The organism is Streptomyces sp. NPDC020362 (genome assembly GCF_040642095.1).
Lineage (GTDB): Bacteria > Actinomycetota > Actinomycetes > Streptomycetales > Streptomycetaceae > Streptomyces.
Genome location: NZ_JBFAET010000131.1, coordinates 1 through 25,346 on the forward strand (window position 1 = coordinate 1; position 25,346 = coordinate 25,346).

General features: G+C 72.2%; 19 protein-coding genes and 1 pseudogene. 12 read left to right on the forward strand and 8 right to left on the reverse strand.

Features of this window, described 5'->3' with window-relative positions:
• Window positions 1-118: 118 nt before the first annotated feature.
• The 7 genes from AB0H32_RS33110 to AB0H32_RS33140 form a co-directional block, all read right to left on the reverse strand.
• Window positions 119-1,312, reverse strand: coding sequence for a cytochrome P450 (locus AB0H32_RS33110; RefSeq protein WP_361128325.1), 1,194 nt, complete (start codon window positions 1,310-1,312; stop codon window positions 119-121).
• 263 nt (window positions 1,313-1,575) lie between these two features.
• Window positions 1,576-3,045 carry an MFS transporter gene (locus AB0H32_RS33115; protein ID WP_361128328.1) on the reverse strand — a complete coding sequence of 490 codons (1,470 nt, stop codon included), beginning with the start codon at window positions 3,043-3,045 and terminating at the stop codon, window positions 1,576-1,578.
• Between the two features lie 150 nt (window positions 3,046-3,195).
• The gene (locus AB0H32_RS33120) at window positions 3,196-3,966 is read right to left on the reverse strand and encodes a thioesterase domain-containing protein (RefSeq protein ID WP_361128376.1); all 771 of its coding nucleotides are present in this window, start codon (window positions 3,964-3,966) and stop codon (window positions 3,196-3,198) included.
• Between the two features lie 29 nt (window positions 3,967-3,995).
• Window positions 3,996-4,979: an LLM class flavin-dependent oxidoreductase gene (locus AB0H32_RS33125; protein WP_361128331.1), complete on the reverse strand. Its 984-nt coding sequence runs from the start codon at window positions 4,977-4,979 to the stop codon at window positions 3,996-3,998.
• Window positions 4,980-5,104: 125 nt separating this feature from the next.
• Window positions 5,105-6,709, reverse strand: a complete 1,605-nt coding sequence (locus AB0H32_RS33130; protein ID WP_361128334.1) for a fatty acid--CoA ligase — start codon at window positions 6,707-6,709, stop codon at window positions 5,105-5,107.
• A gap of 54 nt (window positions 6,710-6,763) precedes the next feature.
• Window positions 6,764-12,460 (reverse strand): SDR family oxidoreductase, encoded by a 5,697-nt coding sequence (locus tag AB0H32_RS33135; RefSeq protein ID WP_361128336.1) that lies wholly within the window; start codon window positions 12,458-12,460, stop codon window positions 6,764-6,766.
• 11 nt (window positions 12,461-12,471) lie between these two features.
• Window positions 12,472-12,771, reverse strand: a complete 300-nt coding sequence (locus tag AB0H32_RS33140) for an acyl carrier protein (protein ID WP_361128339.1) — start codon at window positions 12,769-12,771, stop codon at window positions 12,472-12,474.
• Between the two features lie 162 nt (window positions 12,772-12,933).
• On the opposite strand from AB0H32_RS33140, the gene AB0H32_RS33145 reads away from it, so the two are divergent.
• From AB0H32_RS33145 to serS, 12 genes are all read left to right on the forward strand, one after another.
• A complete protein-coding gene (locus tag AB0H32_RS33145) occupies window positions 12,934-14,565 on the forward strand; it encodes an aldehyde dehydrogenase family protein (RefSeq protein WP_361128342.1) in 1,632 nt (543 codons plus the stop codon).
• 32 nt (window positions 14,566-14,597) lie between these two features.
• Window positions 14,598-15,740 carry an acyl-CoA dehydrogenase family protein gene (locus tag AB0H32_RS33150; RefSeq protein ID WP_361128345.1) on the forward strand — a complete coding sequence of 381 codons (1,143 nt, stop codon included), beginning with the start codon at window positions 14,598-14,600 and terminating at the stop codon, window positions 15,738-15,740.
• A gap of 176 nt (window positions 15,741-15,916) precedes the next feature.
• Window positions 15,917-17,221 carry an aminotransferase class III-fold pyridoxal phosphate-dependent enzyme gene (locus AB0H32_RS33155; RefSeq protein ID WP_361128347.1) on the forward strand — a complete coding sequence of 435 codons (1,305 nt, stop codon included), beginning with the start codon at window positions 15,917-15,919 and terminating at the stop codon, window positions 17,219-17,221.
• Window positions 17,222-17,223: 2 nt separating this feature from the next.
• On the forward strand, window positions 17,224-17,706 hold the full coding sequence (locus AB0H32_RS33160) for an SRPBCC family protein (protein WP_361128350.1): 483 nt from the start codon (window positions 17,224-17,226) through the stop codon (window positions 17,704-17,706).
• A 21-nt stretch (window positions 17,707-17,727) separates the two neighbouring features.
• Window positions 17,728-18,261 (forward strand): hypothetical protein, encoded by a 534-nt coding sequence (locus AB0H32_RS33165; protein ID WP_361128353.1) that lies wholly within the window; start codon window positions 17,728-17,730, stop codon window positions 18,259-18,261.
• On the forward strand, window positions 18,258-18,803 hold the full coding sequence (locus AB0H32_RS33170; RefSeq protein ID WP_361128356.1) for a flavin reductase family protein: 546 nt from the start codon (window positions 18,258-18,260) through the stop codon (window positions 18,801-18,803). Before AB0H32_RS33165 ends, AB0H32_RS33170 begins: the two co-directional genes overlap by 4 nt.
• On the forward strand, window positions 18,800-19,789 hold the full coding sequence (locus AB0H32_RS33175) for a VlmB-like protein (protein ID WP_361128359.1): 990 nt from the start codon (window positions 18,800-18,802) through the stop codon (window positions 19,787-19,789). The genes AB0H32_RS33170 and AB0H32_RS33175 overlap by 4 nt, the downstream gene beginning before the upstream one ends.
• Window positions 19,786-20,793 carry a beta-ketoacyl-ACP synthase III gene (locus AB0H32_RS33180; RefSeq protein ID WP_361128362.1) on the forward strand — a complete coding sequence of 336 codons (1,008 nt, stop codon included), beginning with the start codon at window positions 19,786-19,788 and terminating at the stop codon, window positions 20,791-20,793. The genes AB0H32_RS33175 and AB0H32_RS33180 overlap by 4 nt, the downstream gene beginning before the upstream one ends.
• Window positions 20,794-20,860: 67 nt before the next feature.
• Window positions 20,861-21,091 (forward strand): phosphopantetheine-binding protein, encoded by a 231-nt coding sequence (locus AB0H32_RS33185; RefSeq protein ID WP_361128364.1) that lies wholly within the window; start codon window positions 20,861-20,863, stop codon window positions 21,089-21,091.
• A complete protein-coding gene (locus AB0H32_RS33190; RefSeq protein ID WP_361128367.1) occupies window positions 21,091-22,311 on the forward strand; it encodes a beta-ketoacyl-[acyl-carrier-protein] synthase family protein in 1,221 nt (406 codons plus the stop codon). Before AB0H32_RS33185 ends, AB0H32_RS33190 begins: the two co-directional genes overlap by 1 nt.
• A 193-nt stretch (window positions 22,312-22,504) precedes the next feature.
• Complete coding sequence (locus AB0H32_RS33195) at window positions 22,505-23,983, forward strand: APC family permease (protein ID WP_361128370.1); 1,479 nt, start codon at window positions 22,505-22,507, stop codon at window positions 23,981-23,983.
• A complete protein-coding gene (gene serS / locus AB0H32_RS33200) occupies window positions 23,976-25,253 on the forward strand; it encodes a serine--tRNA ligase (RefSeq protein WP_361128373.1) in 1,278 nt (425 codons plus the stop codon). The genes AB0H32_RS33195 and serS overlap by 8 nt, the downstream gene beginning before the upstream one ends.
• A 21-nt stretch (window positions 25,254-25,274) precedes the next feature.
• Here serS and hisE read toward each other — a convergent pair.
• Window positions 25,275-25,346: pseudogene (hisE, locus tag AB0H32_RS33205) on the reverse strand (phosphoribosyl-ATP pyrophosphatase); the annotation flags it as partial.

A 25,346-nucleotide genomic window follows, 5' to 3' on the forward strand; every position in this document is an offset into this window, starting at 1 on the left:
CCCCGCCGGGGGGCGCGCCCCCCCCCCCCCGCCCGGGCGGGGGGGGGGGGCGCGGGGGGGGGGCGGCCCCCCCCCGCGGTGGGGGCACGGCCCTCTGCTCACCCGGGGGGTGCGGCCGTCACCAGGTGACGGGGAGGTCCTCCAGGCCGTACACGATCGTGTTCTGGCGGAAGCGGATGTCCTCGGACGGGACCGCCAGGCGGAGTGTGGGGAAGCGGGCGAACAGGCCGCTCAGGCACACCTCCAGCTCCATGCGGGCCAGGGAGGCGCCGGGGCACAGGTGCGCGCCGAAGCCGAAGGCGAGGTGGCCGGCGGCGTTGCGGTGGATGTCGAGGCGGCCGGCGTCGGGGTAGACCGACTCGTCGTGGTTGGCGCCGGGGATCGCCACGATGACACCGTCGCCCTTTCGGATCCGCGCCCCGCCCAGCTCGACGTCGGCCACCGCGGCCCGCACCTGGTTGTCCTGCGAGATGGACCAGTAGCGCAGGAGTTCCTCGACCGCGGGCTTGAACAGGGCCGGATCGGCGCGCAGTTCGGCCAGCTGGTCCGGGTCGCGCAGCAGGCTGAGGACGCTGAGGCTGATCTGGTGGGCCGTCGTCTCGTGCCCGGCGACCAGGAAGAACCGGGCCATGGCCACGAGTTCCTGATGGGTCAGTTCACCGGCCGCCACGTACCGTGTGGCCAGCCGGCTGATCAGGTCGTCCTGCGGATCGGCGGTGCGCTGCGCGGCGAGGCGGTCCAGGAACTGCGACATCTCGACGAACGCCGCGTACGTCTCCTCGGGACTGGCGTCCTGGGAGAGGATCACCTGGCTCTGCTCGGCGAAGTCCGCCTCGTCGTCCTCCGGCACCCCGAGCATCCGGGCGATCACCAGCGAGGGCAGCCGCAGCGCGAAACTCTTCACCAGGTCGACCGGGTTGGGGCCCGCGGCCAGCTCGTCCAGCAGCTGCTCCACGAGGAGTTCGACCTCGGGGCGCAGGGCGCGGGTGCGGCGGGCGGTGAACTCGGTCATCGCCATGCGGCGCAGCCGGCCGTGCTCGGGGTCGTCCATGCGGCTGAAGGACATCACACCGGGCTCGGGCGGCAGCTGGATGCGGATCGGGAAGCCGGGCTGCTGGTCGTCGGAGCTGAACCGGTTGTCGTTGAGCACCTGACGGACGTCCGCGTGCCGGGTGACCAGCCAGGCCTCGCCGCCGCGTATGCGCACCTTCAGCGGGGGCTCCTTGCGCAGGCCCGCGTACTCGTCCGGGGGCGCGTAGGGGCAGCTGCGGGGCATGGGCCACGCTGGAAGCGGCTCGCAGGAGTCAGCCATGGTTTCCTCCGTCGGGTCGACTGAAACGGGGTAGTTCGTTTTCAGCCATCGTGGATGATGTTGCTGACTCGGTTCTGATGCACGACTGACGGGCACGCGGAGGGTTTCCTTCCACGTGCCCGTCGGTTGATCTTTGGACCGATCGCCGTCCGTGTGATGTCTCGACAGGGTCTGCGGCTGCGTCGTGGTCCGTCGTGCCCACCCGGCGGAGCCGAACTGTGTCTCGCCCCGCCCCTGTCAGACTCACCCCTCCCTGAAAGGGCTCAGGAGGTCTCCGCCTTGCGCGGCAGCAACTGGACCAGTGCTGCCACCAGCACGCAGATCCCCGCCTGCACCAGCAGGCTGGATCCGAAGGCGTGGGCGTAGGTGTGGGCGCTGCCGTGGTGGCCGGCGACGCCGAAGAAGACCACGCCGATCACCGCGATGCCGATGGCGTTGCCCATCTCCTGGGCGGTGGAGAAGACCCCGGACGCGGCGGCCGCGTGCTGCGGAGCCACGCCTTCCAGCACCAGCGAGGCGAGCGGTGCGACGACGAAGCCCATGCCGAATCCGGCGAGCACCATGGCCGGAATGCACCAGCCCACGGCACCGCTGCTGTCCAGGTACCACGCGGTCGCGGCCAGGGCGACGTTGCCGATCGCCTGCAGCACCGCGCCGACGGTCAGGACCTGCTTGCCGAGCTTGGCCGCGGCCTTGGGCGCCTGCGCGGAGCCGATGAAGAAGCCGAGGCCGAGCGGGATGAACAGCAGACCGGACTGGAGCGCGCTCAGGCCGCGGCCCTCCTGCAGGTACAGCGCGAGGACCAGGAAGAAGGAGGCCATCGCGGCGAAGAACACCAGCAGGGAGACCACGCCCACGCCGAACGCGCGGTCCTCGAACAGGCTCGGGTGGACCAGCGGCGACTTGTTGCGGGCCGCCTTGCGGCGCTGGGTGTACCAGAAGGCGGCCAGCAGCGGCACCGCGGCGACCAGGCACTCCCAGGTCCAGGTCGGCCAGCCCTGCTCGCGGCCCTCGACCAGCGGCAGCACGACGGCCGACAGACCCGCGGTCACCAGGATCACACCGGTCCAGTCGAGACCGGTGTGGCCCTCGGCCCGGGACTCGGGCACCTTCTTCGGGGTGAGCAGCAGGACCACGGCGCCGATCGGGGCGTTGATCAGGAAGATGGTCCGCCAGTCCCAGCCGAACACGTCGGCCTTGATGAGCAGGCCGCCGATCAGCTGGCCGAACACGGCCGAGGCGCCCATCGTGATGCCGTAGGCGTTGAACGCGACGGCGCGGGCCTTGCCCTGGTACGCCGTGGTCAGGATGCCGAGGACCTGCGGGATGACCAGGGCGGCGGCGGCGCCCTGCACCGCCCGCGCCGCGATCAGCTCACCCATGTTCGGGGCGATGCCGCAGGCCAGCGAGGCGAGCGTGAACAGCCCCAGGCCGATGGAGAAGACCTTACGGCGGCCGTAGAGGTCGCCGAGCCGTCCGCCGGTGATGAGCATGGCGGACAGGCCGATGTTGAAGGTCGCGGCGACCAGCTGGATCTGGGCGCTGGTCGCGTGCATGTTCTGCTGCAGCGAGGGGATGGCGACGTTGACGATGAAGAAGTCGATGTTGGCGATGAACAGGCCGGCCAGCACCACCAGGAGCGCACCCCAGGCGGGTTTGCCCGCGGCCTCCTCGATGTCCGGTGCCGGTGCGGCCGAGGCCGCGCTGCCGGTCAGTTCCGCTTCGGTGGTCATGGACGACCCTCCTAGGTCGTTTCGTGCTGGTGGGATACGGGCCGCAGGTGTCCGCGACGCGCGGCAGGGCACGGGACGGCACCCGATTCGGCAGTCATCGGGTCACTGTCCCGCGCCCCGCTGACACGGCGCTGACACGGCCTCCTGGGCTCAGCTCGCGGCGGCGGTGGCCACGGTCCGCTGCAGTCGGTGCGCGAAGTGCGCGGTGACGGCCTGCGCGTGCGTGTCGATGTAGAAGTGGCCGCCCTCGTACTCGTTGTGGCCGAGGTAGGCGGGGGTGCGCCCCGCCCAGTGGGACATGGCGTCCGCGGCCTCCTGGAGCGGGTCGCTGCGGCCGCCGTAGGAGGCGAGCGAGCAGCTGACGCCGGCGCCGTCGTCGTCGTAGTCTCCGGCGACCCTGAGGTCGGACCGGAGTGCGGGCACGACGAGCGCGAGCATCTCGGGGTTGTCGTAGACCTCGGCCGGGAAGGACCCCAGCTTCTTGATCCACTCGATGAGTTCGGGTTCCGGCATCCGGCTCTGCTCCTCGGTCGGCTTGAAGAAGCCCACCGGCGACCAGCCGGACATACCGACCATGACCGGAGCGGGACCGCCCTCCTCCTCCATCCGGATCGCCAGCCGGAACGCCAGCTGGGCGCCGAGGCAGTGGCCGAAGAAGGCGAACGGCCGCTCGTCCAGGTCGTTGAGGACCGCCTCGTGCAGGGCGTCGAGGAGCGGCCAGAAGTTCTCGTAGGTCTGCTCCTCGCGACGGTTGTGCCGGCCGGGAAGGGTCACCGCCTGCGGGGCGATGTCCGGGGGCAGCAGGCTCTCCCAGTCGCGGTAGATGATGGCGCCGCTGCCCGCGTGGGGCAGCAGGAACAACCGGATCGAGGCGTCCGGCGAGGGCTCCACGGGGTGGAACCAGTGCCCCTCGGTGGACATCTGGCTGCCGACGGTGCCGATGGCGGTGGTCACGACTGCGTACTCCCAACGGTGGTGGACGGGCCGAGGGCGCGTACCGCGGGCAGCAGCACCTCGGCGATCTCCTTCAACTGCGGCTCGGGGTCGAGGGATCCGATCCGCACGACCAGGTGCCGGGCACCGGCGCGGACATAGCCGCCGAGCCATTCGGCGCACTTCTCGGCGCTGCCCCAGGCGTAGGCCTGGATGGTTCGCATCTGGTCCAGGGAGCGGCCGTAGTAGTGGCTGATGTAGTGCTCCAGTTCGGCCTTGGCCGCGCTCTCACTGGCGTTGACGGTGACCGTGGCGTACAGCGCCGGTGTCACCGTCCGGCCTGCCTCCTGTGCGAGTTCCGCGATGCGGCGGCGGGCCCGGCCGTAGGCGTCGACGTCCGGGAGGAAGGGCAGCCAGCCGTCGTACCGGGTCGCCGCGCGGGCGAGGACCTTCGGCGTGTCGCTGCCGGCCAGCCACAGGGGCGGGCCGCCCGGGACCGCGGGCGACGGCAGCCGGTCCAGGTGCTCCGCCTGCCAGAACCTGCCCTCGAATTCGGCGGGTTCACCTTCGTCGACCGACCGCCAGGCCGTTCGCCACAGGGCGGTGATCTCGTCGAGGCGGCCCACGCGGCCCTGGAAGGAGGCGCCGACCGAGGCGAACTCCTCCTCGGTCTCGGCCATCGGGAAGCCCGAGCCGAGGCCGAGGACCAACCGGTCGGCAGCGACATGGCTGAGGCTTGCGACCATGTTGGCGCCGATGAGGGGGTGGCGCAGGGCGGGGGTGAGGGCGGCGGTGCCGACCGTGATGCGGGTCGTCGCTGCCGCGGCTGCCGACAGGACGACGAGGGGGTCCAGGCGGGGGCGCGCCGTGAGGGAGTCCCCGGCCCAGAGCGAGTCGAAGCCGAGGGCTTCCGCCTGGCGGGCGAAGTCGATCAGCGGGGCTGCGGCGTAGGTGCCGTTGATGGCTTGTTCACGGGTGGGGAGGAGGATGCCGATCTGCACAGGGGGGTTCGGGTCCGTTGCGGACTGCGGGTTCGTCGTGGCTTGTCGCGCAGTTCCCCGCGCCCCTGGATCCTCGACGGAGTTCGAAGGCATGCGGCGTTTTCCCTTCTCGGCGATCGGCGTCGTCAGACGACCGTCGCCTGCAGTGCGTCCCTCGTCGGGGCTGTCAGTTGCTGCCTCACCGCGCGGCGCAGGATCTTGCCCGACGGGTTGCGGGGCAGGGAGTCGGCGAAGTGGTAGGTGCCGGGGATCTTGTAGTCGGCGATGCGGCCGCGCAGGGACAGCAGGAGTTCGCGGGGGGTGACGCTCGCGCCGGGGCGCAGGACCACCACCGCGTGCACGCTCTCGCCCCAGCGTTCGTCGGGGAGTCCGACCACGGCCGTGTCGGCGACCGCCGGGTGTGCGGCCAGTGCCTTCTCGACCTCGGCGGGGTAGATGTTCTGCCCGGCGACGATGATCGTGTCGTTGATGCGGTCGCACAGGTGGAGGTAGCCGTCCTCGTCGAGGTAGCCGGCGTCGCCCATGTGGAGCCACTCCCCCACCAGGGTGCGGGCGGTGGCCTCGGGCAGGTTCCAGTAGCCGAGCATCCGGGAGGGGGTGCGCACGCAGATCTGGCCGATGGTGCCGGCGGGGACGGGCTCGCCGTCGGGGCCGACCACCTTGATCTCGTTACCGGGGCAGGGCTTGCCGACCGAGGTGAGCACGGTGCTGCCGGGATGGTGGGCCCCGGGCGGGAGGCAGACGGCCACGCTGCCGGTCTCGGTGCTGGCGTAGATCTGCGCGAACTCGCAGCGGAAGGTCTCCAGGCACTGCTTGAGCAGCGTCTCGGACATGGGGGCGGCACCGTAGGCGATCTTGCGCAGGGAGGCGAACGCCTCGGGTCCCGCGCCGCGTTCGGCCGCCATCGCCTGGAGCATGGCCGGGGCGGCGAAGGTGGTCGTGACCTGGTGTTCGCGGATGAGGCGTACCGCTTCCTGCGGGTCGAACTGCGGCATGATCACGTTGGTGCCGCCGGCGTTGAACGTGTGCAGGAACCAGCCGATGCCGGCCACGCCGAAGCCCGGCAGGGAGATCAGGCCGACGTCCTCGGGCAGCCAGTCGATCCAGGCCACGCCCTGCTCGCGGCTGGCGTGCGGCAGCGTGAAGAAGCTGCGGTGGGCCAGGACCGCGCCCTTGGGCAGGCCGGTGGTGCCACTGGTGTAGATCTGGATGACCGCGTCGTCGGGGCCGGTGCCGGGCGTGAGGTCGGTGTCGGGCTGGTCGGCGGCCCAGGCGGGCAGGCCCGCGCCGCGGGCGGGTTCGCCGTCGGCGTCGGTGCCGTCGACCCGGATCACCTTGCGCAGTCCGCGCAGTTGGTGGCGGACGGTGGCGACGGTGTCCCAGAACTCGTCGTCGACGAAGATCAGGGCGGCGCCGGAGTCGCGCAGGATGTGGTCGACCTCGCTCGGGGTGAGCCGCCAGTTGACCGGCACCAGGACCGCGCCGGCCTTGGCGCAGGCGATCATCACCAGGTAGTAGTTGGCCGACTCGCGGCCCAGGTAGGCGACCCGGTCGCCGCGCCGGATCCCGCTGGTGTGCAGGGCGTGCGCGGCGCGGTTGCTGTCGCGGTGGAGCTTGTCGTAGGTGGTGACGCGGCCCTCGCAGATGATCGCCGGGTGGTCCGGGCGGCTTCCGGCGTGGGCCCGGCAGGAGTGGTGGAGCGTCCAGCGCTCCCTCGGTATGTCAGTCATGGTGGGTTCCCGTCCCTGGGGGGCGTCCCCTGTCGAGGACGCCCCGCAGCTCTGTCACGCTGCCGGTACCGGACCGAGCAGCCCGTCGACGAACTGGGCCAGCGCGCGGACCGTGGGGTGGTCGTGGGTGAGGGATGCCGGCAGGGCCAGCCGGAAGGTCTGCTCCAGTGCCGACTTGACCTGCTGGGCCATCAGGGAGTCCAGGCCGAGCGACACGAACTCGGTGGACACGTCCAGCTCGTCGCCCTCCTCCAGGTGCAGGACGGCGGCGACCTTCTCGCGGACCGTGCCGGTGACCGCGGCCAGCCGTTCGGCCTCGGGCAGGGCGGCGAGCGCCGTGAGGTCGAGACCGCCGTCGTCGTCGGGGGCCTGCCGGGCGAGCCGGTCGTAGAACAGGTCGCCGGTGGCGCTGCCCGCCACATAGCGGTCCCAGTCGAACTCGCCGACGATCCGCTGGGTGCGCGGTCGGCCCCACAGCCGGGCCAGGGTGTCCAGGGCCCGGGTCGGGGAGAAGAAGCGCACGCCGCTGCGTTCGATCTCCTGGCTGAGGTGCTCCTCCAGCCGGGCCGACATGCCGACCCTGGCCCAGGCGCCCCAGTTCACCGAGAGCCCCGGCACTCCGCGCCGGCTGCGCCACTCGGCGAGTGCGTCGAGGGCGGCGCTGGCGGCGGCGTAGTGGCCCTGGGTGGCGCCGCCGAGCACGGAGGCGATGGAGGAGTAGGTGACGAAGAACTCCAGCTCGGGGAAGGAGTCCTCGGCGGCCTCGTGCAGCAGCCAGCCGCCGTAGGCCTTCGCGGCCAGCTGGGCGTCGATCGACTCCCAGGTCAGTTCGGAGATCAGCTTCTTGTCGTAGGAGCCGGCCGCGTGCACGATCCCGCCGAGCGGGTACGGTCCGGCCGCCAGGTGCCGTACGAGGCGCTCGACGTCCTCCGCGCGGGAGACGTCGGCGCGTACGACGTCGATCTCGGCGTCGGCGGCGAGGTCCGCGAGGACGGGTGAGGCCTCCTCGGTGGCCCGGCCGCTGCGGCTGACCAGGGTCAGGTGCCGGGCGCCGAGGGCGGCCAGCTTGCGGGCGGTGACCAGGCCCAGCCCGCCGAGGCCGCCGGTGACCAGGTAGGTGCGGTCGGGGCGGAGCCCGGCCGGGCCCTCGTCGACGGGGTCGGTCTGCTCCTCGGCCGGGTCCTCGGGCAGCGTCACCCAGGTCCGTCCCGCCGGGTCGGACAGGGCGGTGCGCAGGGCCTCGCCGGTCTCGTCGAGGCGGAAGCAGGGCGCGTTGTCGTCGGAGCCGGTGGCGTGGACGACGGCCACCGCGGGGACGGTGAGCGTGGAGCGGAACGTGCCGTCGTGCCGGACGAGCACCTCGTCGCCGGTCTCGAAACCGGTTCCGGAGGCTGCGGCGAGGACCGTGCCGCGGGCCAGCCGGCCGAGCAGCGGCGGTGGTTCCTCCTCGGCCGCGTCCTCCTCCGCGCGTTCGGCGCGGCCGGTGTCCAGGGCGGTACGGGCGTCCTCGGCGGTCAGGCCGACGGTGTGCACCCGGACCTGGACCTCCTCGGCTTCGGGCGCACGGTCGGTGACCGAGGCCAGGGCCAGGTCGGAGAGGTCCCCGGAGTCGGGGGCGCGCAGCTCGAAGCCGCCGGTCCAGGTGAGCGTGGAGTCACCGGCGAGCAGCCGGCGCACATAGCGGCGGCCGGGGCGGTGCGCGACCTGGTACTCGCCGGGCGGCTCGGCCCGCCACTCGTCGGCCAGCGGCGCGAGACCGCTGCCGGGGGCGAGGTCCACGAGGGTCGCCCGGTACTGCGGGTACTCGGTCAGCAGCACCCGGCCGAAGCCCCACAGGGTGGCGGCGCCGAGGTGCCCGCCGTCGCCGGCCGGGTCGCCGGGCAGCCACTGGGCGCCCTCGGTGACCAGCCACAGCCGGGGCGGCCGGGGCGCGCCGGAGCCGTCCAACGCGCCCACGAGGGCGAGGAGTTCGTGGTAGTTGTCCTCGCACTCGGCGCGCAGCCGGCCCGCGGACATCGGTGCCGGGAGCTGCCGCCAGATCCGGCAGACGTCGGTGACGGTGGGGTCCTCCAGGGCGGCCTTGAGGTCGGTGGGATCGGGCAGCCAGGTGACCTTCAGCCCGGGCTCGGCGGCGAGTTCCGCGGCCCGGACCGCGGAGGGGTCGAGCAGGACGACGTGCCGGGCCGGTGCGTGCTCCTTCACGGGCAGCGCCCGGCGCACCCACTCGGGCCGGTGCAGGAACTGGCGGCGGCCGGTGCGGCCCTCGGGGCGGGCCATGCGCACGCCCAGCAGCTCGGCGACCGGGTCGCCGTTCTCCAGCAGCAGGACGTCCGCCAGGCGCCGGTCCTGGTCGCCGCGGATCCGGGCGAGGACGCGCAGCATCTCGCCGCGCGGCTTGCGGAAGTGCCGTACGGAGGCGATCTCGCGCGGCACGAACACCGGACCCTCGGGGTCGAGGACGACCAGGGCCTGGACGGCGGCCTCCAGCAGCTCGGCCGGGACGTGCTCGACAGCAGTGGCGTCGCGGCCGGTCAGCTCGCCGGTGACCAGACCGTCCCCGTGCCGGGCGGCGCGCAGCAGCAGCCGCATCCGGGGGCCCTGCGGGCGGCCGACGGAGGCGAGGTCGGTGTAGATGTCCTCGTCGTCGATCTGCTGCCCGGCCGGGGCGAGGGTGGCGTCCAGTTCCGCCAGCTCCGACACCGGCACGAGGGGTTCGCGTTCGGCGGCGACGGCGGCGGTGGCGTGCAGGTTCTCCTCGCCGCCGACGACGGTGAACACCTCCACCTCGGCGCCGCCGCCGGGGCGCGGCCGCCAGCGGGTGGTCAGCGCGGTCACGGTCTCGGCGGGCAGCTCCAGCGGGGCGAGCAGCTTCAGGTCGCGGACGGCGGAGCGGGCATGGCCCTGGACGGCGTCCTGGACGGCGAGCAGCAGGTCGACATAAGCACCGGCCGGCAGGACGGTACGGCCGGCGTCGGCGGTGTCGGCGAGCGCGCCGAGTTCCTCGGTGGTGAACTCCGCGTTGAACTCCCGTACTCCGCTGGCGAACCGCTCCTCGACGCCGAGCAGCAGGTGCCGCGCGGTGCCGTTCGCTGCCGACCTGCGGGGGGTGACGGAGGGCAGCCAGTAGCGCTTGCGCTGGAAGGCGTAGGTCGGCAGGTCCACCCGGGCGGGGGCCGGGTGACCGGCGTGGTAGCCGTCCCAGGAGACGGCCAGACCGTCCGCGTAGTAGCCGGCGAGCGCGGTGAGAGTGGTCTCGATGGTGGTGTCGCGGCGGCGCAGGCTGGCCAGCCACAGATGGTCCTCGACCGTGACGCTGCGCCGGGCGAGCGCGGTGAGCCCGGCCTGCGGGCCGACCTCGATCAGGGCGTGCCGGCCGCGCTTGGCGACGGCCCGGATGCCGTCGAGGAAGCGGACCGGTTCGCCGATGTGCCGCACCCAGTACTCCGGGTCGCCGATCTCGCGGAACCGGGCGAGGCGTCCGGTGACGTTGGAGATGAGGCTGATCTTCGGCTCGTGGAAGGTGATGCCGTCGAGGGCGGCGCGGAAGTCGTCGTAGACCTCGGCCATCAGGGGCGAGTGGAAGGCGTGCGAGACCTTCAGGCTCTCGACGCGGACGCCCTGCTCGGTGAAGTGGGCGACGACCTCGTCGAGGGCGGCGGTGGCGCCCGAGATCACGGTCTGGTCGACGGCGTTGATCCCGGCCAGTGCCAGGTCGGCGTGGCCCTCCAGCAGGGGGGCGACCTCCTCGACGGGGGCGGTGATCGCGGCCATGCCGCCCTCGCTGCGCACGGACTGCATCAGCCGGGCGCGGGCCGCGACCAGGGTGACGGCGTCGGGCAGGCTGAAGAGTCCGGCGACGGCGGCGGCGACGACTTCGCCGATGCTGTGCCCGAGGAGCACGTTCGGGCGCACGCCCCAGGCCATCCACTGCTGGGCGAGGGCGTACTCCAGGGTGAACAGGGCGGGCTGGGTGTACTCGGTGCGGTCGATGGCCCCGGGGTCGGCGGCGGTGCCGAGGAGCAGCTCGCGCACGGAGCGGCCGAGGTGCTCGGCGAACAGCCGGTCGCACTCGTCCACCTGGGCACGGAAGACGGGGAAGGCCTCGTAGAGGGCGGCGCCCATGCCGGCGTACTGGGAGCCCTGGCCGGTGAACATGAACGCGGTCTTGCGGATGCCCGAGGGTCCCTCGTGCTCCTGCTCGGCGGCCCGGTCGAGGAGCTTTTCCAGCGCGGCGCGGTCGGCGACGGGCGCGGCGACGCGGTAGGGGTGGTGGGCGCGGGTGGTGTTGGCGCTGTGGCACAGCGCAGCCGGTGTGAGGCCGGGCCGGTCGTCCAGCAACTGCCGGTACTGTGCGGCGAGTTCACGCAGGGCGGCGGCGTTCTTCGCGGACAGGGTGAACAGCGGCGCGGCGCCGCCCTCCTCCTGCGGCCGCCCGGCCGGCTCGGGCGCCTGCTCCAGGACCACCGCGCCGATGGTCCCGGCGAAGCCGAAGCTGTTGACGACGGCCCGCCTGACGTCCGCCTCCCAGGGCTCACAGGCCGTGGGGATCCGCACCGGATACAGGTCCCAGGGGATGCGCCCGGAGGGGGTGTTGAGGTTGATGTGCGGGTAGACGGTGGCGGAGCGCAGCTGGAGCACCGTCTTGATGACACCGACGATGCCGGAGGCGGGCTCCATGTGGCCCAGGTTGGTCTTGACCGAACCGACCAGCACCGGCCGGTCCTTGGTGTGGGAGTCGACGAACACGTCACCGATGGCGCCGAACTCGATGGGGTCGCCGAGCGGGGTGCCGGTGCCGTGTGCCTCGACGTACTGGATGTCCTCGGGCGCGAGGCGGGCGGCGGCCAGCGCGCTGCGGATCACCTTCTCCTGGGCGGGGCCGTTGGGCACGGTCAGGCCGGCGCTGTCGCCGTCCTGGCCGACGGCGGTGCCGCGGACCAGGGCGAGGACGCGGTCGCCGTCACGCTCGGCGTCACAGAGCCGCTTGAGGACGACGATGCCGCAGCCCTCGGCGCGGGCGTATCCGTCGGCGGCCTCGTCGAAGGTCTTGCACTGCCCGTCCGGGGAGAGCATCTGGGCGTTGGAGAACATCACCGGGATGCGCGGGTGGTGCAGGGCGTTGACGCCGCCGCACAGTGCGATGTCGGTCTCGCCGCCGCGCAGCGCCTGCACGGCGAGGTGCAGGCCGACCAGCGAGGAGGAGCAGGCGGTGTCGACGCTCATGCTCGGGCCGCGCCAGCCGAGGAAGTAGGAGAGCCGGCCCGAGAGCGGGAACATGGTGATGCCGGAGGCCAGGTGGCCGTCCAGCTCCTCGTACGGCAGCGAGTCCAGCTCCAGCGCGTAGTCGATGGAGCTGGCGCCGATGTACACACCGCCGTTGCCGCGGCGCAGCGGCGCCGGGTCGATACCGGCATGTTCCAGGGCCTGCCAGGCGGTCTCCAGGAGCAGCCGCTGCTGGGGGTCCATGTAGCGGGCTTCCTTCGGGGAAATGTTGAAGAAGCCGGCGTCGAACAGGTCGATACGGTCGAGGAACCCGCCGGCCGAGGCGCGGATCTTGCCCTTGTCGTCGGGGCCCTCGGGCGTGAACGCCTCGACGTCCCAGCGGTCGCGGGGGATCGGGCCGATTCCGCTGCGGCCCTCCCTGAGGAAGGCCTCGAACTCGTCGGGCGAGCCGCTGCCGCCGGGGAACCGCAGACCGATTCCGACGATCGCGACCGGCTCGGGCGCCTGCTCTGATTCCGTACGCGGCATGGAACGACTCCTCAGCTTTCCTGGATGGCCTGGGTCAGGTGGTCCACGAGGTGGGCGATCGTCGGCTCGTTGAAGAGCACGTTGACGTTGATCGACAGGTCCAGGAGCTGTTCCAGGGTCTGTCGTATTTCGGTCAGCCGCAGCGAGGTGAGGCCGAGGTCGAAATAGCTGACGTCGAGAGGAAGATCCTCGGATTCGTCCATGAGGAGAATGACCTTGAATTTCTCCAGGACGATTGTCTCGATTTCTTCAGCGAGTTCGCTGCGCGGCAGGTCGCGCAGTCGCTCGAGGGTGCTGTCGACAGGTGGCATGCCGTCATGCAAGCAGCGCCGCCTGACGCACCGCTGACGACCGCGGGCCCCCTGGGGTTGGCCGGATCAGGCCGGTCAGTCACGTGTCAGCGCGGGGTCAGATTCCGCTGCCAGGCTCGCACTGCTTCAAGAAATCCACACGCCATATCCGAAAGGCTGAAGATGCTTCGCGAAGCCGCGCAGGAAGAGAGTGCTGAGGCACCTTCCGGATTGAAGAGTTACGACCTCTACATCGCGGGCAAGGACGTCGCCGGGGACGGATGGGTCTACACCGTCAGCGGACGCTCCCTGCTGGAAGACGTTTTCACCAGCGTGAGCCTGAAGCGCTCCCTCGAACAGGACCCGGAGTCCGAGGCGGCCAAGCACCCCTACGTCGTCGGGCGCTGCGCGATCGCGGACGACTCCGCCATCGACCTGGCCACCCAGGCGGCCGCGGCGGCCGCCCCCGACTGGGCGGCCGTACCGCTGGAGCGGCGGATGCAGCTGGGCACCCGCTTCCGTGAGGAACTCATCAAGCACCAGGACGAGTTCCTGCGCATGCTGGTCGCCGAGTCCCACCCGGTCAAGCTCGCCCGCTGGGAGCTGAGCTGCCTGCTGCAGATCTACGCCCCCGGCTCCCTGCGCTGGTACACCAAGCAGATGCAGGTCGAGAAGGAGTACAACGGCCGCAAGCTGATCCTGCAGCGCCAGCCGGACGGTGTGGTCGCCTTCAACCCGCCGCAGAACGCCCCGCTGCCGAGCGCCGCCCTGTGCGTGCTGGCGCTGATGGCGGGCAACGCCGTGGTGGTACGGGCACCGCGCAGCATCGCGCTGTCCACCATGTGGCTGCTGCGCGACATCGTCGCCCCGCTGCTGGAGGAGGCCGACGCGCCGGCCGGCGTGCTCAACGCGGTGTGCTCCAACCCCAAGCAGACCATGGACCGCTGGATCGCCGACCCGCTGATCAACGACATCTTCTACATCGGCGGCAGCCAGGAAGGCCTGCGCTTCGAGCAGCAGTGCGTGGCGCACGGCAAGAAGCCGATCCTCGAACTCGCCGGCAACGACGGCATCGTGGTGTGGAAGGACGCCGACGTGAAGTGGGCGGCCGAGGCCATCACGGAGGCCTTCTACGGCTCGGGGCAGATCTGCATGGTGCCCAACTACGTCCTGGTCCACCCGGAGATCGCCGACACGCTGATCGCCGAGGTGAAGGAGCAGGTCAAGGGCATCAAGCCGGGCCTGCCCGAGGAGGAGGACGTCCTGCTGTCGCCGGTGCGGCGCAGCGAGCGCTTCTTCCGGCTGCTGCGCCAGGCGCTGGACAACGGCGCCGAGCTGGTCACCGGCGGCAACCGCACCGAGGTCGACGGCACGGTGTCGGAGACGGGTGTCTTCCTGCAGCCGACGGTGGTGCGGGTGGACGGCCTGGACCGGGCGCGGACCTACGACGTGGTCCGGGAGGAGACGTTCTTCCCGCTGGTCCCGATCGTGGTCGCCGAGCGCGACAACGACGACGCCCTGCTCGAAGCCTTCCTGCAGTTCGTCAACAGCAACGACTACGGGCTGCGCAACTCCCTGTGGTCGCGCTCGGACCATGTCATCGAGACGTTCGTGCGGCGCACCGTCAACGGCGGTCTGCTGAAGGTCAACGACTCCCACATCGGCTTCCTGCCCTACCTGCCGAGCCACGGCGGCACCGGCCGCACCGGCGGTGCGTTCGGCGAGGCCAACTACCCGATGCTCAAGACCTCCCACGTGCAGGGAGTCAGCATCGCCCGCGACGTGAGCCCGTACGACGCGGTCTTCGGCGCCTGACAGTCCGTTTCGACGTCTTCCGGAGGATTCCCGTGCGTTCCCTCGATGCTGCCCGGACCGTGTGCGAGCGGTTCCACCCCGGACTGCTCAAGGAGCTGGACCAGATTCCGTACGCCGAGCGGGAGCGGCCCGGCAGCCCCGTGATCGACCTCTTCCGCATCCACGGCGGGGTCGGCCTGCTCATACCCGAGGCCTACGGTGGACACGGCGCCGCCCCGCTCGAGGCGCTGCGGGTCCAGCTGGCTCTCGGCGCGCTCTCGCCGTCGCTGGTCGCGGCCGTGTCCATGCACCACTTCACCGCCGCCATGCTCTACTCGCTGGCCGTCAAGTCGGGCCGGCTCACCGCCGCGCAGACCGAGCTGCTGCACCGGATCGTGCCCGAGCAGCAGGTGATGGCCTCCGGCTGGGCCGAGGGCCGTACCGCGCAGAACATCCTCAAGCCGGCCGTGACCGCGCGCCCGGTCGAGGACGGGTTCCTGCTGTCCGGGTCGAAGAAGCCCTGCAGCCTGTCCCGTTCGATGAGCCTGCTCACCGCGTCGATCGCCATCCACGGCGAGGACGGCGGCGAGCCGGAGCTGGCGCTGGCGCTGGTCCCGGCGGACGCGCCCGGCATGTCCGTGCACGACTTCTGGGGCAACGACCTGCTGGCCGGCGCGGAGAGCGACGAGGTGCGTCTGGAGGACGTGTTCGTCCCGGCGGAGATGGTCGTGCGGGCCGGTGCCGACGACCCGACGCGCCTGGACGACCTGCAGTCGGCCGGGTTCGTGTGGTTCGAGATGCTGATCTCCGCCGGGTACGCGGGCTCCGCCGCGGCGCTGGTGGAGCAGGTGCTGGAGCGCAAGCGGGGCGGTGCCGAGGAACGGGCCGCGCTCGCCGTCGACATGGAGGCCGCCCTCGCCCTGCTGGAGGGCGTGGCCCGCGGCACCGGCCAGGTGCCCGGCGACGAGGAGTCGGTGGCGCGGGTGCTGGTCGCCCGGTACGCCGTGCAGAACGCGCTGCCGGACATCGTCGGGCGGGCGCTGGAGCTGCTCGGCGGTCTCGACTTCATCAGCAGTTCGGCGAGCGCGCAGGCCGCTGCCGCGACGCGTGCGCTGGCTTTCCATCCGCCGTCCCGCATCGCTGCCGCCGAGCCGCTTCTCGCGTACTTCGGCGGGGGGCCGCTGGTTCTGGCGTAGAGCTCGGCCGGCAGATCCAAGTGGGCGGCTGCGCGCCGTCCGTGGCTGGTCGCGCCCACGCGGCGGAGCCGCACATCGACAGGGCCCCGCACCCCTTCGGGGCGCCGTACCGCACCGGCGTGGCCGACTGCCCGGCCGAGACCCGCCCCACCCACATCCCTTGGAGTGAGCGACAAGTGACCATCATCCAGGAATCCCCCCAGGCGCCGGCGGCGCCGGCCGTCGTCGACGAGGCGGAGATCCTCAACCTGTACCGGGCCCATCTCAGCAAGGGCCGGGCCACGCTCGCCGAGCTGTTCGGCAGCCACATGGAGGTGGCGTCCGAGGGCGCCTGGCTCACCACCAGCGACGGTGAGCGCTTCCTGAACGCCGGCGGCTACGGCGTGTTCATCATGGGCGCCCGCCACCCGATCGTGATGGAGGAGGTGGAGCGCCAGCTGCGCACCCACCCCACCGCGACCCGCATCCTGCTGGAGCCGACGGTGGCCCGCGCCGCCGAGGCACTGGTGTCGGTGCTGCCGGCCGGCCTGGACCGCGTGCACTTCGCGCTGTCCGGTGCGGAGGCGGTGGAGACCGGCCTGAAGCTGGCCCGCGCGGGCGGGTTCAAGCACACGGTCTCGATGCGGGGCGGCTATCACGGCAAGACGCTGGGCGCCCTGTCGGCGACCGCGAAGGACGTGTACCAGGCGCCGTTCCGGCCGCTCGTCCCCGACTTCCTGCACCTGCCGTTCGGTGACGCCGACGCCCTGGAGACGGAGCTGCGGGCGCACCCGGGCGAGACGTGCGTGATCCTGGAGCCGGTGCAGGGCGAGGGCGGCGTGATCATCCCGCCCAGGGGCTACCTCAAGCGGGTCGAGGAACTGGTCCGTGAGTACGAGGGCTTCCTCATCCTCGACGAGGTCCAGTCCGGCTTCGGGCGGCTCGGCGAGTGGTGGGGCGCCGACATCGAGGGCGTGGTCCCGGACGTCCTGCTCACCGGCAAGGCGCTCGGCGGCGGCGTGATGCCGGTGTCGGCGGCCGTCGCCACCCGCAAGGCGTTCCGCCCCTTCGACAAGGACCCCTACGTCCACACCGCCACCTTCTCCGGGCAGCCGGTGCTGATGGCCGCGGTGCAGGGCGCGATCCGGGCCGTCAAGGAGGAGCGCCTGGTGACCCGGGCCATGGACATCGGCGCCCGGCTGCTGCCGCGGATCGCGGAGGTCGCGCGGCGCAACATCCCCGAGCTGGTGGTGGACGTGCGCGGCCGGGGCCTGCTCATCGGCGTGGAGCTCGTGGAGGCCGGTCTGGCCGGCGAGCTGCTGATCGAACTGTTCAACCACGGCGTGGTCGCCAACCACTCCATGAACGGCAGCTCGGTGGTGCGGTTCACCCCGCCCGCCGTGCTGAGCGACACCGACGTGGACTACCTCGTCGACTCCTTCGACCTGGCCACCCGCGACCTGATCAAGGGCGCGGCCAAGATGCCGGAAGGCGGTAACTGATCGTGCGGCACGTCGAACTCGATGCCCTGATACCCGCGGAGCAGGCTGAAACGGTCCTGCACGCCATACGGCGCTGGGAGAAGTACCCGGACCTGGCGCCCCACGTGAACGCGACCACCGTGCACGCCTCCTACCCCGACCCGAAGGCGTCCTCCAGCTGGGAGCTGCACTTCCGCAGCGGCCTGCTGCGCTGGACCGAGGACGACGTGGTGCTGCCGGACAGCGGCGAGATCCGCTTCGAGCAGTCCGACGGCGACTTCGACTCCTTCTCCGGGACCTGGTCCGTCCAGCAGTCCGGGGACGACGTCGCAGTCCGTTTCGACGCCGACTTCGACTTCGGCATCCCGAGCCTGGAGGGCATCCTCGACCCGATCGCCGAGCGGGTCATCAAGGAGACCGTCGCCTGGGCGCTGACCGGGCTGTACCCGGCCGTGCGCATCCAGGGCGGCATCGAACTCACCGAGCCCGCCGCGGTCGGCGCCTAGGAATCTGCCGAGGAGCTGACCATGGACCAGGCGAACCCGTTCGAGACACCGCGCACCTACTCGCTGCACCGCGCCGAGTACCTGGTGGGCCTCGCCGTCACCACCGGCCTGATCGTCTACCACTTCGGAGACATCCGCTGGCTGCCGGCGATCGGACTGTTCCTCTACATCGACCTGATCGGCTACATCCCCGGCGCCATCGCGTTCCGCAAGAGCGGCGGCCGGCCGATCCCCAAGGCGTACTACGTCCTCTACAACGTCATGCACAGCCTCATCACGCAGGGCGCGGTGGCCGCGCTGTGGTGCTGGCTGGTCAAGCCCGAGTGGGCGCTGCTGGTGCTGCCGTTCCATCTGTTCGGCGACCGCGGTCTGTTCGGCAACTTCATGAAGTCCTTCGCGCTGCCCTTCGAGCCGGTGCGCCAGGAGGGCTATCTGCGCCTCCTCGACGACCTGGGCCTGCCCCACCCGGGGCCCGTGGGCCACGCGATGGACCCGGTGCCGGTCGGGCACGTCCCGGCGCGGCCGGTGGTGCGCGAGACGGAGGCCGTGCGATGACCACCGCGACCGATGTCCGGCGGGCGGTCCGGCAGGACCCGGCCGAGCGCCGCCGGGCCCTGTACCACCTGGCCTCCCCGGTGTCGGTGCTGACCACCGGCCCCGAGGAACGGATGCACGGCACGACCGCGAGCACGGTCACCCTGGTCTCGCGCTCGCCCCTGCTGGTCGGTGTGGTGCTGCGGGCGGGGTCGTCCTTCGCCCGGCTGGCCGCCGCCGAGGGACGGTTCGCGATCAACGTGCTCGGCGGCGACCAGGCCGACGTGGCCCGGCGGTTCGCGGACAGCTCCCGCCCCGACGGCGACGCGGCCTTCGCGGGCCTGGCCTGGACGGCGGAGGGGTACGCGCACGCCCCGCTGATCGCGGGTGCGCTCGCCCACTACGTCTGCCGCTTCCACTCCGCGCACGCGGCGGGCGACAGCGAGCTGCTGCTCGGCCACGTCGTCCACGCCACCGCCGACGACGGGCTCCCCCTGTTCAGTTACGCCGGCGGGCTCTACGCCGGCTCCCTGCGCCCGGCGAAGGAGACCGCCGCATCATGACCGAACATCCGGCACTCGTAGCCCCCGAGGCCGACTGGGACAAGGCGCCCGGTCTGCTGGACGGCGCGAAGGAACTCACCCTCGGCCCCGAGGAGTGCGACCTCGCCTACTGGATCACCTCGGTGGCCCAGGGCACGCTGCGCGACCGCGGGGTGACCGGCCACCACGAGAACGCGGTCACCCCGGACTTCCTGAAGGCGCCCGGCCCGCTGCGCGAGGCGCTGGTCCTGGAGTTCGGCTTCCGGGCCCTGGCGGAGGAGCTGGCCACCCGGCTGCTCGGCCACTACGTGTCCATCGCGCCGGGCATCCCGCAGATGGAGTTCTACGCCACCCAGCTGATCGACGAGGCCCGGCACGCCCGGGTCTTCCGCCAGCACCTGGTGGAGCTGGGCGTCCCGGCGGGCACGCTGCTCAAGGACATCGAGGAGATGGCCCGGGACTACCGCAAGCGGGTCCTGGACCCGGTGGTGGACTTCACCCTGGACATCGTCCGCGACCAGGCCGACTTCCCCGGCGGGGTCGCCGTGTTCGCCATCATCATCGAGGGGGTGCTCGCCCCGGCGGCCGAGCTGAGCGAGCGCAAGTGGACCCCGCTCTCCCCCGCGACCGGCGAGATCTCGCGCGGCACCGCGATCGACGAGATCCGTCACCTCACCGTGGCCAGCACCATCCTGCGCGACCATGTGATCGAGCACCCGGAGTACCGGCCGCGGCTGCTGGAGATCCTGCGCTCGGGCGTGAAGCTGTGGGACGAGATCCCGGACCGGGAGTTCGTCATCCACCGCGAGGAACTGTTCCAGGAGGGCATGTTCCGGCACGCCGACCTGATCGGCGACTACGAGGTCTGGCCGGGCGTCCGGCTCCTCGACACCACCGCCGAGCAGCGCTACGACATGGCCGAGCAGTGGACCGACGAGATGGCCGAGGTCCGCATGAAGTACATGGGCCTGCCCGTCGAGGTTCTCGCCTCGGAGGCGGGCGCATGAGTACCGGGCGGGCGGCGGTCGTCACCGGCATCGGGGCGTACGTCCCTCCGGGCGTGGTGACCAACGACGATCTGGCCGCCCGGCTGGACACCTCCGACGCCTGGATCCGGTCGCGCACCGGAATCGCCGAGCGGTACTTCATCTCCCCGGGCACCTCCACCGGCGACCTGGCGGTGGAGGCGGGTCTGCGGGCGCTGAAGTCGGCGGGCGACGAACGGGTCGGAGCGGTGGTGCTGGCCACCACCACCCCGGACCAGCCCTGTCCGGCGACCGCACCGCAGGTGGCCGCGCGGCTGGGGCTCGGGACGGTGCCCGCCTTCGACGTGGCGGCCGTCTGCTCCGGGTTCCTGTACGGGCTGGCCTCGGCCGCCGGGCTCATCGCGGCCGGGGTCGCGGACCGGGTGCTGCTGATCGCGGCGGACGCGTTCACCACGATCATCAACCCCGAGGACCGCACCACCGCGGTGATCTTCGCGGACGGCGCGGGCGCGGTGGTGCTGCGCGCGGGCTCGGCCGGTGAACCGGGGGCCGTGGGCCCGCTGGTGCTCGGCAGCGACGGCGAGCTGAGCCATCTGATCGAGGTGCCGGCCGGCGGCTCCCGGCAGCGGTCCACCGACCGGCCGGTCGCCCCGGAGGACCACTACTTCCGGATGATCGGCCGGGAGACCTACCGGCACGCGGTGGAACGCATGACCGCCGCCTCCACCGAGGCCGCCAGACGGGCGGGCTGGTCGCTGGACGACGTCGACCGGTTCGCGGCCCACCAGGCCAACGCCCGGATCCTGGACGCCGTCTCGGACCGGCTCGGCATCCCCGCCGAGCGGCAGCTGAGCAATATCGCGCGGGTCGGCAACACCGGCGCCGCCTCGATTCCGCTGCTGCTCGCCGAGGCCACCGCCGAGGGGCGGCTCGCCGCGGGCCACCGGGTGCTGCTCACCGCGTTCGGCGGAGGCCTCTCGTGGGGCGCGGCCACGGTCGTCTGGCCGGAGCTGCAGACCATTTGACCGACCGTCAGTCACTCATATCGATTCAGCGGTACGCGGGGCGCGTACACCTTCGAAAGGAACCGACATGCTGGAGCAGCTCAAGGAAATCCTGTCCAACAAGCTCAAGGTGTCGCCCGAGGCCATCACCCCGGAGGCCACCCGGGAGGACATCGAGCTGGACTCGCTGGCCGTGGTGGAGCTGTCGCTGCTGCTGAAGTCCGAGCTGGACCTGGACATCAGCGACGACGACCTCCTGGAAGCCGAGACCGTGTCAGACATGGTCCGGCTCATGGAGGAGCGGAGCGCGAAGGTCTGATGGCCGGCATGGACATCGCCGTCACCGGGCTCGGCCTGGTCACCCCGGGTGGGATCGGGGTCGGGCCGAGCTGGGCGGCGGTCTGCGACGGCAGGCCGGCCGCCGCCCTCGATCCGGTGCTTGCGGACAACCCTGTACAGATTTCCTGCCGGGTGCCCGGCTTCGATCCCGAGACCCTGCTGAGTGCGCGACGTGCGCACCGCCTGGACCGGTTCGTGCAGTTCGCGCTGGTCGCCGCGCACGAGGCGGTGGCCGACGCGGGCCTCGACCCGCAGACCTGGGACGGCGCGCGGGTGGGGGTGGTGCTGGGCTGCGCGGACGGCGGTCCGGGCACCGTCGAGGACCAGCACCATGTGCTGCGCGAGCAGGGTGCCGAGCGCGTGTCGCCGCTGCTGCTTCCCATGCAGCTGCCGAACATGCTGGCCGGTCAGACGGCCATCGAGTTCGGGGCGACCGGCCCCAACCTGGTGGTGGCGACGGCCTGCGCGTCGGGTGCGACCGCCATCGGGACCGCCCGGGACCTGCTGGCGCTCGGCCGGTGCGACATCGTGCTGGCCGGCGGCAGCGAGGCCATGATCACCCCGCTGGTCATGGCCGGGTTCGCGCAGATGGGCGCGCTGTCGAAACGGCACGACGACCCGGCGTCCGCGTCCCGTCCCTTCGACACCGACCGGGACGGCTTCGTCGCCGGCGAGGGGGCCGGGATCCTGGTGATGGAGCGGGTCGCGGACGCACGTGCCCGGGGCGCGCACGTCCACGGCCGGATCGTCGGGTACGGCGCGACCGCCGACGCGCACCACATGACGTCGCCGCACCCGGACGGTGCGGGGATCGAAGCCGCGGTGCGGGCGGCACTCGCCGATGCGGGTGCCGACCCGGACGACGTGCAGCACGTCAACGCGCACGGTACGTCGACGCCGTTGAACGACCTGTCCGAGGCCCGGATGATCCGGCGGACCCTGCGCGGGGATCCGCTGGTCACCTCCACGAAGGGAGTCACCGGTCATCTGCTGGGCGCCGCCGGCGCGGTCGAGGCCGCGTTCGCCGTGCTCAGCGTCGAGCACGAGGTCATTCCGCCCGTCGCCAACCTGGTCATGCCCGATCCGCGGATCGAGATCAAGCTGGCCCAGACCGTCACCGAGATGCCCATCGACCTGGCCCTGAGCAACTCGCTGGGATTCGGCGGGCAGAACACCGCACTGGCGATCGCCCCCGCCTGAGGCCTGCCCGGGTCCCTGGTTCGGCGGGTGCGGGTCGTCTCTGGCTGATCGCGCAGTTCCCCGCGCCCCTGGACGGGCGGCTGCGCCGCCCGGTTCGGGGCGTCCTGACAGCCGTCCGCCGGTCTGGTGCGGGCGGCTGTCTCCCGTTTTTCGTCCCTCTCCCCAATTCCCTTGAGAATCCACGGAGTTCTCCATGTCCACCAGTGGCTCCCCGCCCCCGTCCGGTCGGCTCGGTACCGGACACATCCTCTTCCTGATCGTCGCCGCCGCGGCCCCGCTGTCCGCGATGGTCGGCACCGTTCCTCTCGCGTTCGCCTTCGGTGACGGTGCGGGTGTGCCGGCGGCCTTCCTGTTCGCCGGGGTCACCCTGCTGTGCTTCTCGGTCGGGTATGCGGTCAGTGCCCGTCGTACCGGCGGCTCCGGTGGCTTCTACGCCTCCGTCGCCGACGGCCTCGGCCGCCCGCCCGCGGTCGCGGCCGGATATGTCGCCCTGCTCTCCTACAACTGCGCGACCATCGGCCTCGCGGGCGCGCTCGGCTACTTCACCCAGCTGGTGCTCGCCGCTCACGGGCTGACGGTGTCCTGGGAGTGGTGCGCGGCCGTCGGGCTGGTCCTGACGGCCGTGCTCGGGTACCGGGAGATCGCGCTCAGCGCACGGGTGCTGGCCCTGCTGATGCTCGGCGAGATCGGTGTGCTGGCCGCCCTGGACGTGGCGATCCTCGCCCGGCACGGTGTGCACGCCCTGCCCACCGCCTCCTTCTCCCCGCACGTCGCGGCCGGGCACGGCGCCGGCGTCTCGCTGATGTTCGCGTTCGTGTCCTTCATCGGGTTCGAGTCGGCCGCCCTGTACGGCAAGGAGGCGAAGGACCCGCGGCGCAGCGTGCCCCGCGCCACCTACGCGGCCGTCGTCCTGATCGCCGGCTTCTACGCCCTGACCAGCTGGCTCGCGGTGGGCGCGGTCGGCAGCGACCGGGTGCGCGAGGTCGCGGGCAAGCAGATGGGCGACCTGTTCTTCGTCCTCGGCGACGACTTCCTCGGCAAGGCGGGCAGCACCGGGCTGCAGATCATGCTCTGCACCAGCCTGTTCGCGGCGACACTGGCCCTGCACAGCGCCGCCAACCGCTACGCCCAGGTCCTCGCCGAGGACGGCCTGCTGCCCGGCGCACTGGCCGCCGAGCACCCCCGGCACCGCTCCCCGCACCGGGCGAGCCTCGCGCAGAGTGCGCTGACCGCGGTGGTCGTGGCCGGTTTCGCCGTCGCCGGTCTCGACCCGTACGCCGATCTGACCACCAGCATGCTCGGCCTCGGCACCCTGGGCATCGTCGCCCTGCAGGCCCTGGCCGCGCTGGCCGTGCTCGGGCTGCGGCTGCGCGGCGAGGGGCAGGGGCACTGGTGGCGGGACACCGTGGCCCCGCTGCTGGGCTTCGCGGGCCTGGCCGCATCCGTCTGGCTGGTGGTCGGCAACTTCGACATGCTCACCGGATCCCCGTCCCGGGTGATCGCCGCCCTGCCCTGGCTGCTGCCGGTGGTCGCCCTGGGCGGCCTGCTGTACGCCGCCCGTATGCGCTCGGCCCGGCCGGTGCGCTACCGCGGGCTCGGTGTCCGGCACACCGCCGTGGCGGACCTGCCGCCCGTCGCCGCCACCGCTCTGTCAGGAGACCGCCATGCATGACGCCCAGCAGCTGATCGAGGCCGGCCCGGACGCCGTTCGGCGCCTGGCCCGCCGCCGGTACGACCTGGACCTGGACGCCCTGACGGCCGCGCTGCGCGCCCGCGCGGCCACGCAGGGGGAGGTCACGCGGCTGCGCACCGAACTGAACCGCACCGCCAAGGCCCGCCGCTCCGGCCCGCCGACCGAGGCGGAGAAGGAGGCCGCCCGCGCGCTGCGCACCGAGGTGCAGCAGGCGGAGGCCGCCGCCCGTGCGGCCGCCGCGGAGCTGACCGACCTGCTGCTCGGCATTCCCAACCTGCCGCTGGACGTCGTACCGGACGGCGACTCGGAGAAGGAGGCGGTGGAGATACGGCGCGGGGGTCCGGCCCCGCGTGCGGCGGACGGGGCACGGCACCACGCCGAGATCGGCGAGGCGCTCGGCATCCTGGACTCCCCCGCGGCGGCCCGGCTCTCCGGCGCCCGGTTCAGCGTCGCGCACGGTGCCGGGGCGCGCCTGGAACGGGCCCTCGGCGACTTCTTCCTGGACCTGCACACCCGCGAGCACGGCTACACCGAGCAGTCGGTGCCTTTCCTGGTCGGCCGGGACACCATGACGGGCACCGGGCAGCTGCCCAAGTTCGAGGAGGACCTGTTCCGCACCCAGGTCGGCGACCGGGAGCTGTTCCTGATCCCGACGGCCGAGGTGCCGCTGACCAACCTGGTGGCCGGACAGCTCCTGGACGCGCGGACCCTGCCGTACGCGTTCACCGCCCGCACCCCCTGCTTCCGAGCGGAGGCAGGTGCGTACGGCCGGGACACCCGGGGCGTGCTCAGGCTGCACCAGTTCGAGAAGGTGGAGCTGGTGCGGATCTGCACGCCGGCCCAGGCCCAGGAGCAGCTGGAGCTGATGGTCGCGCACGCCGAGGAGTGCCTGCGCCGGCTCGAACTCTCCTTCCGGACGGTGCTGTTGCCTGCGGGCGACATGGGCTTCTCGGCGCGGATGACGTACGACATCGAGGTGTGGCTGCCCGGTGGCGGCGCCTACCGGGAGATCTCGTCGGTGTCGGACTGCGGCACCTTCCAGGCCCGGCGCGCCGACATCCGGGTCAAGGGGGCCGACGGCCGCAAGACCCCCGCGGCCACCCTGAACGGCTCGGCGCTGCCGATCGGCCGGACGGTGGCCGCGCTGCTGGAGCAGGGTGTCCAGGACGACGGTTCGGTGCTGCTGCCCGAGGCCCTGACCCCGTACACCGGTTTCCGGCGGATCCTGCCGGGCGGGTCGACCGAGTGACGCATGGCAAAGGGGCGGGGGCTGCGAGATCTCCTCGGCGGCCGCCTCCTTGCCCTCGTACTCGGCGGCCATCCAGACCTCGGCGGCCTCCTC

Bases quoted from the DNA above. Each gene is read 5' to 3' on its own strand.
- AB0H32_RS33130 (WP_361128334.1), bottom strand. From the start codon at position 6,709: ATGACTGACATACCGAGGGAGCGCTGGACGCTCCACCACTCCTGCCGG.
- AB0H32_RS33115 (WP_361128328.1), bottom strand. From the start codon at position 3,045: ATGACCACCGAAGCGGAACTGACCGGCAGCGCGGCCTCGGCCGCACCG.
- AB0H32_RS33110 (WP_361128325.1), bottom strand. From the start codon at position 1,312: ATGGCTGACTCCTGCGAGCCGCTTCCAGCGTGGCCCATGCCCCGCAGC.
- AB0H32_RS33145 (WP_361128342.1), top strand. From the start codon at position 12,934: ATGCTTCGCGAAGCCGCGCAGGAAGAGAGTGCTGAGGCACCTTCCGGA.
- AB0H32_RS33195 (WP_361128370.1), top strand. From the start codon at position 22,505: ATGTCCACCAGTGGCTCCCCGCCCCCGTCCGGTCGGCTCGGTACCGGA.
- AB0H32_RS33180 (WP_361128362.1), top strand. From the start codon at position 19,786: ATGAGTACCGGGCGGGCGGCGGTCGTCACCGGCATCGGGGCGTACGTC.
- AB0H32_RS33190 (WP_361128367.1), top strand. From the start codon at position 21,091: ATGGCCGGCATGGACATCGCCGTCACCGGGCTCGGCCTGGTCACCCCG.
- AB0H32_RS33135 (WP_361128336.1), bottom strand. From the start codon at position 12,460: ATGCCGCGTACGGAATCAGAGCAGGCGCCCGAGCCGGTCGCGATCGTC.
- AB0H32_RS33140 (WP_361128339.1), bottom strand. From the start codon at position 12,771: ATGCCACCTGTCGACAGCACCCTCGAGCGACTGCGCGACCTGCCGCGC.
- AB0H32_RS33165 (WP_361128353.1), top strand. From the start codon at position 17,728: ATGGACCAGGCGAACCCGTTCGAGACACCGCGCACCTACTCGCTGCAC.
- AB0H32_RS33170 (WP_361128356.1), top strand. From the start codon at position 18,258: ATGACCACCGCGACCGATGTCCGGCGGGCGGTCCGGCAGGACCCGGCC.
- serS (WP_361128373.1), top strand. From the start codon at position 23,976: ATGCATGACGCCCAGCAGCTGATCGAGGCCGGCCCGGACGCCGTTCGG.
- AB0H32_RS33120 (WP_361128376.1), bottom strand. From the start codon at position 3,966: ATGTCCACCGAGGGGCACTGGTTCCACCCCGTGGAGCCCTCGCCGGAC.
- AB0H32_RS33185 (WP_361128364.1), top strand. From the start codon at position 20,861: ATGCTGGAGCAGCTCAAGGAAATCCTGTCCAACAAGCTCAAGGTGTCG.
- AB0H32_RS33175 (WP_361128359.1), top strand. From the start codon at position 18,800: ATGACCGAACATCCGGCACTCGTAGCCCCCGAGGCCGACTGGGACAAG.